This is a genomic window from Sphingomonas sp. PAMC 26621 (assembly GCF_000251145.1).
GTDB lineage: Bacteria > Pseudomonadota > Alphaproteobacteria > Sphingomonadales > Sphingomonadaceae > Sphingomonas.
Genome location: NZ_AIDW01000022.1, coordinates 14,504 through 28,273 on the forward strand (window position 1 = coordinate 14,504; position 13,770 = coordinate 28,273).

The window sequence follows — 13,770 nt, forward strand, 5'->3', positions numbered from 1 at the left end:
TCCGGGCACGGGCCCGGCAGTGGTCGAGCTTCACCCGCATCAACCGCCGGAAACGCCGCGCGTTCCGTGTCGCGCCTCAATGCCCCTCGAACGCAACCAGCGAATCGACCGCGATCCCGTCCGCGCGGAGCGCCGCCGCACCGCCAAGATCGGGCAGGTCGACCAGGAACTGTGCCTGTTCGACCACCGCGCCTGCCTTGCGCAACAGGCGGACCGCGGCGCGCGCGGTGCCGCCGGTGGCGATCAGGTCGTCGACCAGCAACACGCGCTGGCCAGGTGCCATCGCATCCGCGTGGATCGCGATCCGGTCGGTGCCATATTCGAGCGCATAATCCTCCGCGATGGTGACGCCGGGCAGCTTGCCGTCCTTGCGGATCAACAGCACGCCCGCCCCGAGCGGCGCCGCAAGCGCGGCTGCGAACAGGAACCCGCGCGCCTCGATCCCGGCGATGAGGTCGACCGGGCCGTGCGTCGCCGCAGCCATGCGTTCGATGCTCGTCGCGAAGCCCTTTGCGTCGAGCAGCAGCGTGGTGATGTCGCGGAACATGATCCCGGGCTTGGGGAAATCCGGAATGGTACGGATCAGCGCCTTCAGGTCATCGTTCACGGTCGGAAGCCCCTCGTCAGTCCGGCGAAGGCCGGGGCCGCCTCGTAACCGGAAGCGGACCGGCTTTCACGCAAAAACGGGCGGTCCGAGCCTTTGCCCGGACCACCCGCCGCCATTTCGGAGGCTTTCGCCCCGTGTCTTGGCGCGTCCGGCCTCAGTGCTTAATGTCGCGCCAGATATTCTGGTACGCACCGTAGGCTAGCGCGCAGAAGACCAGGAGGAACAGGATCACCGCGATCCCCGCGCCATGCCGCGCGGGCAGGTTCGGTTCCGCCGCCCAGGTCAGGAACGCCGCGACGTCCTTGGCATTCTGGTCGACCGTCGACTTGGTCCCGTCGAGATAGGTCACCTGACCGTCCTGCGTCAGCGGGGGCGGCATTGCGATGTTGAGGTTCGCGAAATACGGGTTGTAATACAGGCCGTCGGGGGTCTTGGCGTCGGGGAACTTCTTGAGCAAGTCGGCGGGCTGCGCGGCATAGCCGGTCAGCAGCGAATAGACATAGGGCGTACCTTCATGCCGCGCCTTGGTGATCAGCGACAGGTCTGGCGGGTTGCCGAGGCCGGGATAATAGACCGTCGGGAACGGATCCGCAGGCGTGTTGGGCCGCTCGGTCTTGTCGCCCGTCTTGGGGTCGAACACCTGCGCCTTGACCGCCCAGTCCGCCGCGAACTTCTTTACCTGGCCCGCCGAATAGCCGAGCTCGGTCAGGTCGCGGAACGCGACATGCTTGAGCGAGTGGCAGTTCGCGCAGACTTCCTTGTAGACCTGCAAGCCCCGCTGGAGCTGACGCTGGTCGTAGGTGCCGAAGAAGCCGTTCGACGCGAGTTCGAGTTCCTTCGGATGCTTGTGGAATTCCTCCGCCGCGGTGGGGGCGACGGGGTCGGTGATGAGCCCCGACACCGAGCTGAACAGCGCCAGCGCGAGGACAAAGACGAAGGCAGCGCCGACGGCCCAGGAAATAAAGCGGATCATGCTCGAAGTGCCCCTTATTCGGCCGGAAGCGGGCTACCGCTCACCGCGCTGTGCATCGGGCTGGTGCCCCCCTTGCCCGCCAGCACCGCCTCGGTGATCGAGCCCGGCAGCGGCAGCGGACGCTCGGTCCGCGCGATGATCGGCAGGATGATCAGGAAGTGCGCGAAATAATACGCTGCGCAGATCTGGCTGAGGACGACATAGAGCGGCTCAGCCGGCGACCCCCCGCAATAGCCGAGGATCAGCACGTCGGCGACGAGCACCCAGAAGAAGGTGCGGTACACCGGGCGATAGTTGGACGAGCGCACCGGCGAGCTGTCGAGCCACGGCAGGAAGAACAGCAGCAGGATCGACCCGAACATCGCGAGCACCCCCCACAGCTTGGCCGGCAGGATGAAATCGACCGTGAACGCGCGCAGGATCGCGTAGAACGGCCAGAAATACCACTCCGGCACGATATGCGCGGGCGTCTGCAGCGGGTTGGCCGGAACGTAATTGTCCGGATGCCCCAGATAATTGGGCGCGAAGAAGATCAGGCCGGCGAAGATCAGCAGGAACACGCCGAGGCCGAACCCGTCCTTCGCGGTGTAATAGGGATGGAACGGAACGGTATCCTGCTCGCCCTTGACGTCCACCCCGGTCGGGTTGTTCGACCCCGGGATGTGGAGCGCCCAGATGTGCAGGATGATGACGCCCGCGATCACGAACGGCAGGAGATAATGCAGCGAGAAGAAGCGGTTGAGCGCCGCATCATCCGGCGCATATCCGCCCAGCAGCCAGATCCGGATCGTCTCGCCGACCACGGGAATCGCCGAAAAGAAGCCGGTGATGACCTGCGCGCCCCAGAAGCTCATCTGCCCCCAGGGGAGCACATAGCCCATGAACGCGGTCGCCATCATCAGCAGGAAAATCGTGACGCCGAGCAGCCAGATCATTTCTCGCGGGGCCTTGTACGACCCGTAGAACAGTCCGCGGAAGATGTGGATATAGACGACGATGAAGAACATCGACGCGCCGTTCGCGTGCGCATAGCGCAGGAACCAGCCGCCGTTGACGTCGCGCATGATATGCTCGACCGAATCGAACGCCACGCCACCGTTGGCGGCATAATGCATCGCGAGGACGATGCCCGTGATGATCTGGATGCCGAGCGCGGCCCCCGCGAGCACCCCGAAGTTCCAGAAGTAATTGAGGTTGCGCGGCACGGGATAGCCCGCGCCGACCGCGCCATAGACGAGGCGCGGGAGCGGCAGGCGCTCATCGAGCCACTTGGTGAACCCGCTTTGCGGTGCGTAATGCTTGGCCCAGGGAAAACTCATCGTTCTATCCTCAACCCACCGTGACCGTCGTCGCCGACGTGAACTTATAGTCCGGGACCGCAAGGTTCTTCGGCGCCGGGCCTTTGCGGATGCGCGCCGCGGTATCGTATTGCGAACCGTGGCACGGGCAGAAATAGCCGCCATACTGGCCGCGGTTCTCGCTCGAGACGATCCCCTGCGGGATGCACCCGAGATGCGTGCAGACGCCCAGCGTGATCAGCCAGTTCTTCTTGCCCTTGGTCCGCTGCTCGAGCGTCTGCGGATCGCGCAGTTCCGACAAGGCGACCTTGTCGGCCGCGGCGATTTCCGCCGGGGTGAGGTTGCGGACGAACAACGGCTGCTTGCGGAAGGAGGTGACGATGCCCGATCCCGCCTCGATCTTCGACAGGTCGACCTCGGTCGTCGACAGCGCGAGCACGTCGGCGGAAGGGTTCATCTGGTTGATCAGCGGGACGATCGCAATCGCGCCGCCAATGCCCGCGGTCGCGACCGCGGCGATATTGAGGAAGTCGCGACGGCGCGGCACATCCTCATGAAAGGGAACGGGATCTTCCCCAAGTGGCACGGCGGAATCGACTGTTGCCATTGACTAGCCCTTGTACCTCTGCCTTCGCCCATCTGCTTCGCGGCGACAGGCGTTCGTTCATTTTGGGTGGACCCGGCGTTTTACGCCTGCCCGCCACGGTCTTCGGCGCATCGCCGCAGACGCGACTAGTTAGACGGCACGACCCGCTTTTGCCAACTGCAATTTAAGCGTGGTAGCGGGACGTCCATGCGTATTGCCCTCTACCAGCCCGATATCGCCGGAAACGTCGGCGCAATTCTCCGTCTCGGCGCGTGCCTCGGCGTTCCGGTCGATGTGATTGAACCGACAGGCTTCACCTGGAACGACAAGGCGCTCGCGCGTTCGGGGATGGATTATGCCGACGTCGTCCAGGTGACTCGCCATGCCGATTGGGACGCGTTCCTGCCGACCGTGCCGGGGCGGCTCGTCCTCCTGACCACGCGCGGGGGGACGCGGCTCGATGCGGCGACCTTCGAGTCGTCCGACACGCTCCTGCTCGGGTCGGAGGGGAGCGGGGTGCCCGATATGGTCCATGCGCTGGCGGACGTCGCGGTGCGGATCCCGCTCGCGCCGGGGATGCGCTCGCTCAACATCGCGGTCGCCGCGGGGATCGGCATCGCCGAGGCACTGCGACAGACCGGCGGGTGGCCGGAGACAGCGTGACGTTTCGGAGTCCGCCCTCCCCCGCTCCGTCATTCCCGCCGAGGCGGGAATCCATTAGCGCAAAATTTGGTCTTAGCAGGCCTGGGCAGCCAGTATGGATCCCCGCCTTCGCGGGGATGACGCCGGAAGAAAATGGAATGATCGAACGAGCCGCCCCCTAAGCACTTCTACCAATGGCCCGCCGCCGACGCCGTGACGAGTACACCTCCCTTCCCACCACAACAGGACAAGCCACCCGTGGACATCGCCCTCGACCCCGAACAAGCCCGCGCCCGCCACTGGTTCGAGGACCTGCGCGACCAGATCTGCGCCGAATTCGTCAGCATCGAACGCGAGGCCGGATCGGACGCGGACTTCGATTACACCGAGTGGGACCGCACCGATCCCGACGGTTCGCCCGGCGGTGGTGGCGTGCGCGGGGTGATGAAGGGCAAGGTGTTCGAAAAGGTCGGCGTCAACGTCTCGACCGTCGGCGGCACGTTCGAAGGAGACTTCGCCAAGTCGATCCACGGCGCCGCCGAGAACCCGCAGTTCTTCGCGACCGGGATCAGCCTGGTCGCGCACATGGCGAACCCGCATGTCCCCGCGGTCCACATGAACACGCGTTTCCTCGTCACGACCAAGCGCTGGTTCGGCGGCGGCGCGGATCTCAACCCGCCGTTGCCCTATGCCGAGGATACCGACGAATTCCACGCGGTGCTCAAGGCCGCCTGCGCCCCGCACGGCGAGGAGTATTACGAGCGCTACGCCAAATGGGCGGACGACTATTTCTACATCCCGCATCGCAAGGTGCACCGCGGCGTCGGGGGAATCTTCTGCGACCATCTCGAGGGCAATTTCGAGGCGAACTTCGGGTTCATCCAGGATATCGGCCGCGCGTTCCTCGACGTGTACCCGCGGATCGTGCGGCGGCGGATGGACCTGCCCTTCACCCCGGCCGACACCGCGCAGATGCTGGAGTGGCGCGGGCGCTATGCCGAGTTCAACCTCGTCTATGATCGCGGCACGCTGTTCGGGCTCAAGACCGGCGGGAACATCGACGCGATCCTGATGAGCCTGCCGCCGCTTGCGACCTGGTCCTGAGGCGCAGGGCACGATGGGGCTGATCCCGGTCCGCGACACCGACGTCGCCACCGTCGTCACCACGCTGGAGATGACGCAGCGCCCGCCGCTGCGCCCGATCCCCGCCGCGCCGCTCCGGCTGGTGCAATGGCATCAGCCGGACGCGAATAAATATCGCGCGCTGTTCCGCCGCGTCGGTGCGCCGTGGCTGTGGTTCTCGCGACTGGTGATCGACGATGCGGCGTTGCTGCGGATCATCCACGATCCCGCGATCGGCGTGTTCGCGGCGGTCGATTCGAACGGAATCGAGGTCGGGCTGGTCGAGCTCGATTTCCGGACGTCGGGCGCGTGCGAAATCTCCTATTTCGCGCTGATTCCCGAACTGGCCGGCCGCGAACTCGGGCGCTGGATGATGGCGGAGGCGCTCGCGCGCGGCTGGGCGAAGGGGATCAAGCGGGTGTGGCTCCACACCTGCTCGCTCGATCACCCGTCCGCGCTCGCTTTCTATCGCAAGCAGGGGTTCGTCGCCGTCCGCCGCACGGTCGAGACCTTCGCCGATCCCCGGCTGACCGGGCATCTCCCGCCCGAGGCGGCGCCTCACGTGCCGCTGTTGAGCCGCCGGTAGAGCGCGACCTGGATCAGCAGCGTGGTGACCATCCCGATCGTCACCCCCGCCGCCGCGCCGACCTGCAGGATCGCCGCGACCACCGGATTGGCGAGCGGTGCGCCCGCCAGCGCGGCACCGATGCTGCGGAACGGCAGCGCGAGGATATCCCCGAGCAGCACCGTGATGCACGCCAGCCCCATCAGGATCAGACCGTGCCCGCGCGTGAGCTTGAAGCTGCGCGTGAACGCGGTGACCACGCCGATCGACGGCGTCGCGATCAGCAAAGGCAGCGCGAGCAGCAGCCGCCCCTGCAGATAGATCCCGGGCAGGAACAGCATGAGCGTCCCGATGCTGATCGGGAACGACATCAGCAGCGACAGCAGCACGACACGCGGCAGCAGCGCCAGCGCATGGAGCAGCGCCGCCTGCACCGTCGGGCGCGCGCGATCGAGATACAGCAGCAGGATGCTCGCCGAACCGAACAGCAGCACGATGGTGAGCGCAATGACCGGCAGGCTGTAGAGCTGCGACCAGGCCTGCACCGCCGCGAGCCACGCCGCGGTCTGGTCCGCGTTCGCCGGCAGCGCGGGCGGCTTGGCGACGAACATCGCCAGCGCGATCTGCGGCACCAGCAGCAACAGCCCGGCCACACCCGCCAGCGCGTCGCGGTCGCGCTTCGCCATGCCCCACGCATCGCGCAGCACCGCAGGGACATCGAGCCTGATCATCGTCTGTTTCATGCGACCTCGACATGGGCCGCGCGCGCATCGCGCGTGGCAAGATAAAGCTTGGCTAGGAACGCCACCGCCAGCACCGAAAAGATCGTCGACAGCACGGCCACGACGGTCGACGTGAGGATCGCGGCGAGCGAGACCGGCCCGTCGCTCGACAGCAGCAGTCCGAACACGCTTCCCGCCACCATCCGTGTCGCCAGCCCGGCGACCTGTGACACGATCAGATACAGCAGGATCACCCCCATGATCCTGAGCGCGAGGCCCCGCGTCAGCGCAAACGCACGCCCGAACGCGCCGAACCCGCGCCGTTCCGCGACGACCGCGGGGGTGATTACCGCCAGCCGCGCGACCACCCACAACAGCACCGGGAGCAATACCAGCGAGTAAAGCGAGGCGAACAGCACCGCCGGACCATTGATCTGGTCGAGCGACGGCTGCGCGCCGCCCGCCTGGTTCATCGGGATGCCGCTGAGCGAAAACCCGATGAACGCGGGCGCGAACAGCAGGAACAGGATGACCAGCACGAGCAGGTTGACCCCGATGACCGGGAGGAAGCGCCGGTTGGCGGTGCGGATCGCCACGCTACGCCCGGCCGCGGGTTCGAGCACGAGTGCGGTCACCGCGATCGCGCCCCAGTTGCTCGCGAGCGAGAGCAGCACGATCAGCGCGCCGACCACCGTATTGCCGACGACCCCGGACGCCCCCATCAGCGGCATCAGATTGCCGATCAACGCGACCGGCACGAACATCCCGACCAGGACGATCGGGGTCAGTGCCGCAATATTCCCGCCGACGAACTCGGTCGTGCGGTCCCAGACCGTGCTCATCGTCACCATCACGTCGCACTCTCCCCGTCCGTTGCACCAGCGGCCCTGCACATCGCCCCCGGGGCACGACCTTCCGGCGCTGTTAGCGCATGGCTCGTCCGCTTGCCAACGCCTTGACCAAACCGCACTCTTGCGTGGAACCGCGCAGTGGCGCAATCGGCGTGGCGTGGATCATCTGCCCGACGATATCGAGTGGCGCATCGCCGCCTCCCCCGTTCCGTACGCGACCGCGCTCGCCGAAATGGAAGCGCGCGCGACCGCGGTTGCCGAGGGGACCGCGCGCGAGCTCGTCTGGCTGCTCGAACACCCCCCCGTCTATACCGGCGGCACCAGCGCCGATCCGGCCGAGCTGCGCGATCCGCAATTCCCGGTGGTCCAGACCGGGCGCGGCGGGCGCTATACCTATCATGGGCCCGGGCAACGGATCGGCTATGTCGTGCTCGACCTCACGCGGCGCGGGCGCGACGTCCGGCAGTTCGTCCACGCGCTCGAGGGGTGGGTGATCGATACGCTCGGGGATCTCGGGATCGCCGCGTTCCGCGCGCCGGGGCGGATCGGGATCTGGACCAGCGTGCCCGATACGCTGTCCCCCGGGGGGACGGCGGAAGCCAAGATCGGCGCGATTGGCGTGCGCGTGCGGCGCTGGGTCACGCTCCACGGCTTCTCCGTCAACCTCGCGCCCGACCTCGCGCACTTTGGCGGGATCGTCCCGTGCGGCCTCGCGGATTTCGCGGTGACGAGCGCCGCGGCGCTTGGCGCGCCAACCGACTTTGCAACCTTCGACGCCGCCCTGGCGTTGCGCTTTTCAACGTTCCTGGAAACTCATTCTTTGGGGCGGAAAAACTGGGCTTGAGGGCCGGACCATATCCGACTAATGTCCACCACGGTTTGGGTATTAAAGGTCTCGAGGCCAACCAAACATATATCTAGGGAGCTTTCCAATGCGTGCATTCATTTCCAAGGTCGCTGCTGGTTCGATGATCGCTGTTGCAGCAATCGCGATCTCGGCTTGCACTCCGAAGACCGAGACGACGACCACCGACAACACGATGGTCACCGACATGAACTCGACCGACACGATGTCGACCACGACCGCGAACGACACGATGACGTCGACCGACGGCGCGATGGCCAACGACGGTGGCATGATGGCGAACGACACCACGATGATGTCGAACACCACGACCACGACCACGAACGCGATGTAATCCTTCCCTTTCGGGAAAGAGAAGATCCAGGGCCGTCCGGGAAACCGGGCGGCCCTTTCGATTCCGGGGCCCTTCGCTTCCGTTTTGCGGGAAAAGCGATCTTTTGAATCGTCCCGCCGATTTCCGGTTGGTTTGCGACGGGCCGATTGGTTAAAAGAGTTGGGATGCTACGCGAAAAGCCGTAGGCGCTGAATCGTGATTTGAGAGGGATTGAATGACCGTGTTGCGTATTCTGGCCGCGCTGACCGCCACTTGCGGCGTCGCGCTGGCAACCCCCGCTTCGGCGCAGTTCTTTTTCCAGTCGCACGACATGACGGCCCCGCCGATCGAGGGCGATGAACCCGGCCAGCTCGCGCTGCCCGGCGCGACCCCGGCCGAAGTCCGCGCCAATCTGGTGTGGAACCTGCGCTCGGCGCTCAACGTCGCGGCGCTGCAGTGCCAGTTCGAGCCGACGCTGCTCAACGTCGAGAATTACAATGTGATGATCAACAATCACAAGGACGAGCTGAAGACCGCGTTCGACACGCTGGTCAAATATTTCAACCGCACCAACAAGACACCCAAGGCCGGCCAGGCAGCGCTCGACCGGTTCGGCACGCGGACCTATTCGTCGTTCACGACCGTCGGAGCGCAATATGGCTTTTGCCAGACGGCCGCACAGATCGGCACCAACGCGGCCTATGCCAAGCGCGGCGAGCTGTACAAGGTCGCGATCAACGACATGGGGACGCTGCGCAACTCGCTGACGCCATGGGGCGAACAGCGCTTCGCACGCCGTCCGCGGATCGAGACGCGCGTGTCGGTGCCGCGGTTCGACGCGATGTGCTGGGGCAAGAACGGCGAATGGAACCAGCGCCGCTGCGGCGCCTATACGTTGACGCCGCGCTGAGGCATTCCTGACCCATGATCAAAAGGGGGAGCGCAACGGCGGTTGCGCTCCCCCTTTTTGTCCGGCGATTGGCTCAGCGCAATCCCAGCGTCTTATGCGCCTGCAACGTCAGCCGCCATTTCGGCCGCGCCATTACCAGGTCGATCGCCGCCTGAAGATTTGCCGCCGCCGCCGCGCTGTCGAGCGGCTGGATCAGGTGATGCCCGAAATCCCAGGTCTCGAGTTCGGCGACGTCGCTCCCCGGCTGTGGCCAGACGAGCTTGAGCTCATCCCCCGCCCGTTGCACCACCACGCTCCCCGCCTTGGGGCTGATGCAGACCCAGTCGATCCCGGGATGCGCGGGCAGCGTCCCGTTGCTCTCCATCGCGATCTCGAACCCGGCGGCGTGAAGCGCGTCGACCAGCGCGTCGTCGATCTGGAGCATCGGCTCGCCGCCCGTGAGCACGACGAAGCGATCGCTTTCCCCCGCCCCCCAGAAAGCCGCCGCCGCCGTCGAAAGCATCGTCGCATCCGCAAAGCGTCCACCGCCCGCGCCATCGGTGCCGACGAAATCGGTATCGCAGAACTGGCAGATCGCGCTCGCGCGGTCCTGCTCGCGTCCCGACCAAAGATTACACCCGGCAAAGCGCACGAACACCGCGCGCCGCCCCGCCTGGACGCCCTCGCCCTGGAGCGTCAGGAACATCTCCTTGACCGCGTAGCTCATCGCCTCAGACCGCGTAGCGGGTCGGGTCGGGCAGGCCGGCGTCCTCGAACCCCTTCTTGCGCAGGCGACAGCTGTCACACGTCCCGCAATGCAGCCCCTCGGGGGTCGGATCGTAGCACGACCAGCTCATCCCGGCGTCGAGACCGAGCGCGGCGCATTCGCGGACGATATCCGCCTTGGTCATGTGCTGGAGCGGGGCGTGGATCCTGAACGGCTCGCCCTCGACCCCGGCCTTGGTGGCGAGTTCGGCAAGACCTTCGAACGCGGCGATGAATTCGGGGCGGCAATCGGGATAGCCCGAATAATCGAGCGCGTTGACGCCGATGAACAGGTCCCGCGCGCCCGCCGCCTCGGCCCAGCCGAGCGCCAGACTGAGAAAGATCGTGTTGCGCGCAGGCACATAGGTGACCGGGATGCCGGGCTCGACCCCGTCCTTGGGCACCGCGATGTCCGCGGTCAGCGCGGAGCCGCCAAACGCCGAAAGGTCGAGCGGCAGGACGATATGCCGCTCCGCCCCCAGATGCGCAGCGATCCGCGCGGCGGACTCGAGCTCGAGCCGGTGGCGCTGGTTGTAATCCACCGAAAGCGCGAACAGGCGGTGGCCGTCGGCCTTGGCACGCGCGGCGGAAACCATCGAATCGAGGCCGCCCGAGACGAGCACCACGGCTGCCGGGGCGACCTGCTTGGTCGTTTGATCTGTCATGATGCGCCGTTAGGTAGGCTCCGCCTCTGCGTTACGCAAGCAGACGAAAAAATGGGCCGCCCGTAAGCGACCCAGGGGGTTGCCCATCGAAGGGCAGATCAGGAGGAAAGCCTTCCGTCACGGAATGCAGCTCCCCTCCTACCCCCCAAGTGTAAACGAACGTTTAACGATACGATCAACGGGGTTTTGCGGGCGTGCAACTGCCGACCAGACGGGCCTCATATTCATCCTCGAACGGCGCGCCGTTGATGATGCCCTGCGTCTCGAGGTTGAACGACCGCGGCGTCGCGACCTTGACGGTGGTCTGGCCGTGGCTGCCCCGGCATGCGTAATGCAGCGTCGTCGTGTTGGTGTCGTTGGTGATCACGCTATGCTGGCATTGCCCGACGTCGTGACCGTAATGGATCAGGACGCGCGGGTCGGTAATGCAGAGGGTGCGCGTGGCATCGTTCGAGCCGATCGCCTTCAGCTCCCACTGCCCATGTTCGACCCGGGCCAGCGCGGTGAGCGCGGGCAGCGCTGCGACCGCCAGCCCGCCGCCCAGCGTCAGGCCGACTGCGCCAAGCGCAGCGCGCCCCCATCCCCGTTTCGTGATCATCGTCGTGCAACCCCGCCGCAGCGGACAGGCGCCCCTTGCGCCATGCTCCCGCCTCGGCTGCTTATCTGGGGCGCGCGCGCCTACTTACAATGACGGAGGCGTAACAATCTCGAGCGCCGCGGGCACCGGGAACTTGCGCGCGCAAAACGCGCAGTCGACCACGATCATCCCGTCCTCGTCCGCCATGTCGCGCTGTTCCTCGGGCGGGAATTTCGCAAGCACCGAAGCGATGTAATCCGGCGAGCAACGGCAACCACGGACGAACCGCGTCTCGCCCTGGACGCGGACCTCGGTTTCCTCGTTGAACAGCCGCCACACGAGCGTCTCCAGCGACAGCTTGGAGTCAGCGAGCTCCTCGCGCTTCATCGTGCCGCCGAGGATCGCGACATGCTCCCACTCGGGATGGTCGAGCCGGGTATGGATCCGGTCGCGCCCGTCCTCGCCCTCGGGGAGATGCTGCAGCAACAGCCCGCCCGCAACGCGCCCGTCTTGCCCGAGCGCGCCGGTGCCGACGCGGATCAGCGTCGGGATCTGTTCGGACTGAAGGAAGTAATGCTCCGCGGCCTTGCTCAGTGAATCGCCGTCGAGCGGGACGATCCCCTGATAGCGTTCACCGGTGTCCGCCTGGTCGAAGGTGATCGCGAGATACCCCTTGGCGAACAACGCGAACAGCGTCGGATCCTCGGGCGCCTCGGCAAGCCGGTCCGCGTCGAAATCGACATAGCCGCGCAGTTCGCCGCCGCGATAATCGCACACCAGCAGCTTGACGATCCCGCCCTCGGTCTGCGCCTGCATGGTGAGCTGGCCACCCGCTTCCTTGAGCGTCGAGCCGATCAACGCAGCAAGCGTCAGCGCCTCGGTCAGCAACGCCTCGATCGGCGCGGGATAGGCATGCGCGGCGAGGATCGTGTCGAGCACGGGCGCGAGCCGCACGATCCGACCGCGCGCGTGGCGCGCGGGGATGGTGAAGCCGATCGCGCGGTCGGTGTCGGCGGGGGTGGTGGGCTTGGTTGGGGTGGTTGGAACGGGGGTCATGCTTCTACCTCTGAACTTTGGAATCCCGTCCACCCCTTCCGTTCGTGCTGAGTAGCGACCGAGTAGCCCCTCTTCGGGGCGTATCGAGGGCGCGTATCGAAGCACAGGATGCGCGCGCCAACCTGTCCTTCGATACGCGCCCTCGATACGGCTTCGCCTACTCGGTCGCTACTCAGGACGAACGGGAAAAGGAGAGGCGTCGAGCGAGACGACACCCTCGAGACGACAGAACCAAGGAGATAGGAACCCCCAGCCCCCAATCAACCGATCTGCCCGAAGCACCACCGCAACACCGACTTCTGCGCATGCAGCCGGTTCTCCGCCTCGGGCCAGATCAGCGACTGCGGCCCATCGATCACGTCGGCCGTAACCTCTTCCCCGCGGTGCGCGGGGAGGCAGTGGAGGAACTTGGCGTCGGGCTTCGCAGTCGCCATCAGCGCGGCGTCGACCTGATAGGGCCACATCGCCTTGAGCTTGGTCTCGGCGTGATCCTGCCCCATCGAGATCCACGTGTCGGTGACGATCACGTCCGCGCCCTCGACCGCCTCGCGCGCGGTCCCGACGACGCGCGCACGCCCCTTGCCGAGCGCGACGTCGCCGTCGGCAGGCATGAACCCCTGCGGACACGCCGCGACCACGTCGAACTGCATCAGACCGGCGGCTTCCATGATCGACGCGAGCACGTTGTTGCCATCGCCCAGCCACGCGACCTTGAGGCCGGGGAGCGGCTTGCCCGCTTCCATCAGCGTCAGCAGGTCGGCCATGATCTGGCACGGGTGCGATGCGTCGGTCAGGCCGTTGATCACCGGGATGGTGGCGTAGCGCGCCATCTCCTCCAGTTTCGCGTGATCGTCGGTGCGCAGCATGATCGCATCGCAATAGCCCGACAGGACGCGCGCGGTATCCGCCACCGTCTCGCCGCGCCCGAGCTGGGTGGTGCCTGAATCGAGAATGATGCTGCTGCCGCCCAACTGGCGGATCGCCATGTCGAAGCTGACGCGGGTGCGGGTCGAGTTCTTCTCGAACACCATCGCAAGCGTATGGCCGGCGAGCGGCGCATCCGCATCCGCCTTGCCCTTGGGCCAGCCCGCGCGCGCGGCCTTGCGGTCGAGCGCATCGGCGAGCATCGCGGCGACGCCGTCGGGGCCGGCATCGGACAGGCTGAGGAAATTGCGCACGTTACAGTCTCCCCCGGGCACCGGGGGAGGTGGCGAGCGCAGCGAGACGGAGGGGGTTAGGGCTGGGCGCAACAACCGCCGTCGCAACCCCTCCAC

17 protein-coding genes are annotated in these 13,770 nt (G+C 66.3%); 6 read left to right on the forward strand and 11 right to left on the reverse strand.

Annotation, left to right across the window (positions count from 1 at the left end; all coding sequences use genetic code 11):
* Positions 1 to 76 precede the first annotated feature (76 nt).
* The 4 genes from RI03_RS12825 to petA form a co-directional block, all read right to left on the reverse strand.
* Positions 77 to 607 carry an adenine phosphoribosyltransferase gene (locus RI03_RS12825; protein ID WP_010217843.1) on the reverse strand — a complete coding sequence of 177 codons (531 nt, stop codon included), beginning with the start codon at positions 605 to 607 and terminating at the stop codon, positions 77 to 79.
* Between the two features lie 154 nt (positions 608 to 761).
* Positions 762 to 1,580 carry a cytochrome c1 gene (locus tag RI03_RS12830; RefSeq protein WP_010164649.1) on the reverse strand — a complete coding sequence of 273 codons (819 nt, stop codon included), beginning with the start codon at positions 1,578 to 1,580 and terminating at the stop codon, positions 762 to 764.
* Positions 1,581 to 1,594: 14 nt separating this feature from the next.
* Positions 1,595 to 2,899, reverse strand: a complete 1,305-nt coding sequence (locus tag RI03_RS12835) for a cytochrome b (RefSeq protein WP_010217844.1) — start codon at positions 2,897 to 2,899, stop codon at positions 1,595 to 1,597.
* Between the two features lie 10 nt (positions 2,900 to 2,909).
* On the reverse strand, positions 2,910 to 3,485 hold the full coding sequence (gene petA, locus RI03_RS12840; protein WP_026046706.1) for a ubiquinol-cytochrome c reductase iron-sulfur subunit: 576 nt from the start codon (positions 3,483 to 3,485) through the stop codon (positions 2,910 to 2,912).
* 186 nt (positions 3,486 to 3,671) lie between these two features.
* Here petA and RI03_RS12845 point away from each other — a divergent pair, with 186 nt between their 5' ends.
* The 3 genes from RI03_RS12845 to RI03_RS12855 all read left to right on the forward strand — a co-directional run bounded on the left by RI03_RS12845 (position 3,672) and on the right by RI03_RS12855 (position 5,814).
* Complete coding sequence (locus tag RI03_RS12845; protein WP_010217845.1) at positions 3,672 to 4,127, forward strand: tRNA (cytidine(34)-2'-O)-methyltransferase; 456 nt, start codon at positions 3,672 to 3,674, stop codon at positions 4,125 to 4,127.
* 237 nt (positions 4,128 to 4,364) lie between these two features.
* Positions 4,365 to 5,210, forward strand: coding sequence for an oxygen-dependent coproporphyrinogen oxidase (hemF, locus tag RI03_RS12850; protein WP_010217846.1), 846 nt, complete (start codon positions 4,365 to 4,367; stop codon positions 5,208 to 5,210).
* Between the two features lie 13 nt (positions 5,211 to 5,223).
* The gene (locus RI03_RS12855; protein WP_010217847.1) at positions 5,224 to 5,814 is read left to right on the forward strand and encodes a GNAT family N-acetyltransferase; all 591 of its coding nucleotides are present in this window, start codon (positions 5,224 to 5,226) and stop codon (positions 5,812 to 5,814) included.
* Here the strand turns inward: RI03_RS12855 and RI03_RS12860 are convergent.
* Complete coding sequence (locus RI03_RS12860; protein WP_010164656.1) at positions 5,787 to 6,536, reverse strand: hypothetical protein; 750 nt, start codon at positions 6,534 to 6,536, stop codon at positions 5,787 to 5,789. The genes RI03_RS12855 and RI03_RS12860 overlap by 28 nt on opposite strands.
* Positions 6,533 to 7,366: a hypothetical protein gene (locus RI03_RS12865; RefSeq protein WP_010217848.1), complete on the reverse strand. Its 834-nt coding sequence runs from the start codon at positions 7,364 to 7,366 to the stop codon at positions 6,533 to 6,535. The genes RI03_RS12860 and RI03_RS12865 overlap by 4 nt, the downstream gene beginning before the upstream one ends.
* A 157-nt stretch (positions 7,367 to 7,523) precedes the next feature.
* On the opposite strand from RI03_RS12865, the gene lipB reads away from it, so the two are divergent.
* The 3 genes from lipB to RI03_RS12880 all read left to right on the forward strand — a co-directional run bounded on the left by lipB (position 7,524) and on the right by RI03_RS12880 (position 9,454).
* The gene (lipB, locus tag RI03_RS12870; RefSeq protein ID WP_010217849.1) at positions 7,524 to 8,210 is read left to right on the forward strand and encodes a lipoyl(octanoyl) transferase LipB; all 687 of its coding nucleotides are present in this window, start codon (positions 7,524 to 7,526) and stop codon (positions 8,208 to 8,210) included.
* Positions 8,211 to 8,298: 88 nt separating this feature from the next.
* Positions 8,299 to 8,565 carry a hypothetical protein gene (locus RI03_RS12875; protein ID WP_010164661.1) on the forward strand — a complete coding sequence of 89 codons (267 nt, stop codon included), beginning with the start codon at positions 8,299 to 8,301 and terminating at the stop codon, positions 8,563 to 8,565.
* Positions 8,566 to 8,779: 214 nt separating this feature from the next.
* Entirely contained in the window at positions 8,780 to 9,454 is a 675-nt protein-coding gene (locus RI03_RS12880; protein WP_010164663.1) for a hypothetical protein, read from the forward strand.
* A 73-nt stretch (positions 9,455 to 9,527) separates the two neighbouring features.
* Here RI03_RS12880 and queE read toward each other — a convergent pair whose 3' ends face one another.
* From queE to argF, 5 genes are all read right to left on the reverse strand, one after another.
* A complete protein-coding gene (queE, locus tag RI03_RS12885; protein WP_010217850.1) occupies positions 9,528 to 10,160 on the reverse strand; it encodes a 7-carboxy-7-deazaguanine synthase in 633 nt (210 codons plus the stop codon).
* Between the two features lie 4 nt (positions 10,161 to 10,164).
* The gene (queC, locus tag RI03_RS12890; RefSeq protein WP_010217851.1) at positions 10,165 to 10,863 is read right to left on the reverse strand and encodes a 7-cyano-7-deazaguanine synthase QueC; all 699 of its coding nucleotides are present in this window, start codon (positions 10,861 to 10,863) and stop codon (positions 10,165 to 10,167) included.
* Positions 10,864 to 11,038: 175 nt separating this feature from the next.
* Positions 11,039 to 11,461 (reverse strand): DUF3617 domain-containing protein, encoded by a 423-nt coding sequence (locus RI03_RS12895; protein WP_010217852.1) that lies wholly within the window; start codon positions 11,459 to 11,461, stop codon positions 11,039 to 11,041.
* A gap of 84 nt (positions 11,462 to 11,545) precedes the next feature.
* Positions 11,546 to 12,496: an Hsp33 family molecular chaperone HslO gene (hslO, locus tag RI03_RS12900; protein WP_010217853.1), complete on the reverse strand. Its 951-nt coding sequence runs from the start codon at positions 12,494 to 12,496 to the stop codon at positions 11,546 to 11,548.
* A gap of 260 nt (positions 12,497 to 12,756) precedes the next feature.
* Positions 12,757 to 13,674 (reverse strand): ornithine carbamoyltransferase, encoded by a 918-nt coding sequence (argF, locus tag RI03_RS12905; RefSeq protein WP_010217854.1) that lies wholly within the window; start codon positions 13,672 to 13,674, stop codon positions 12,757 to 12,759.
* Between the last annotated feature and the right edge of the window lie 96 nt (positions 13,675 to 13,770).

Bases quoted from the DNA above. Each gene is read 5' to 3' on its own strand.
- hslO (WP_010217853.1), bottom strand. From the start codon at position 12,496: ATGACCCCCGTTCCAACCACCCCAACCAAGCCCACCACCCCCGCCGAC.
- RI03_RS12895 (WP_010217852.1), bottom strand. From the start codon at position 11,461: ATGATCACGAAACGGGGATGGGGGCGCGCTGCGCTTGGCGCAGTCGGC.
- queE (WP_010217850.1), bottom strand. From the start codon at position 10,160: ATGAGCTACGCGGTCAAGGAGATGTTCCTGACGCTCCAGGGCGAGGGC.
- RI03_RS12830 (WP_010164649.1), bottom strand. From the start codon at position 1,580: ATGATCCGCTTTATTTCCTGGGCCGTCGGCGCTGCCTTCGTCTTTGTC.
- RI03_RS12855 (WP_010217847.1), top strand. From the start codon at position 5,224: ATGGGGCTGATCCCGGTCCGCGACACCGACGTCGCCACCGTCGTCACC.
- RI03_RS12845 (WP_010217845.1), top strand. From the start codon at position 3,672: ATGCGTATTGCCCTCTACCAGCCCGATATCGCCGGAAACGTCGGCGCA.
- petA (WP_026046706.1), bottom strand. From the start codon at position 3,485: ATGGCAACAGTCGATTCCGCCGTGCCACTTGGGGAAGATCCCGTTCCC.
- RI03_RS12835 (WP_010217844.1), bottom strand. From the start codon at position 2,899: ATGAGTTTTCCCTGGGCCAAGCATTACGCACCGCAAAGCGGGTTCACC.
- RI03_RS12875 (WP_010164661.1), top strand. From the start codon at position 8,299: ATGCGTGCATTCATTTCCAAGGTCGCTGCTGGTTCGATGATCGCTGTT.
- RI03_RS12860 (WP_010164656.1), bottom strand. From the start codon at position 6,536: ATGAAACAGACGATGATCAGGCTCGATGTCCCTGCGGTGCTGCGCGAT.
- queC (WP_010217851.1), bottom strand. From the start codon at position 10,863: ATGACAGATCAAACGACCAAGCAGGTCGCCCCGGCAGCCGTGGTGCTC.
- RI03_RS12880 (WP_010164663.1), top strand. From the start codon at position 8,780: ATGACCGTGTTGCGTATTCTGGCCGCGCTGACCGCCACTTGCGGCGTC.
- RI03_RS12865 (WP_010217848.1), bottom strand. From the start codon at position 7,366: ATGGTGACGATGAGCACGGTCTGGGACCGCACGACCGAGTTCGTCGGC.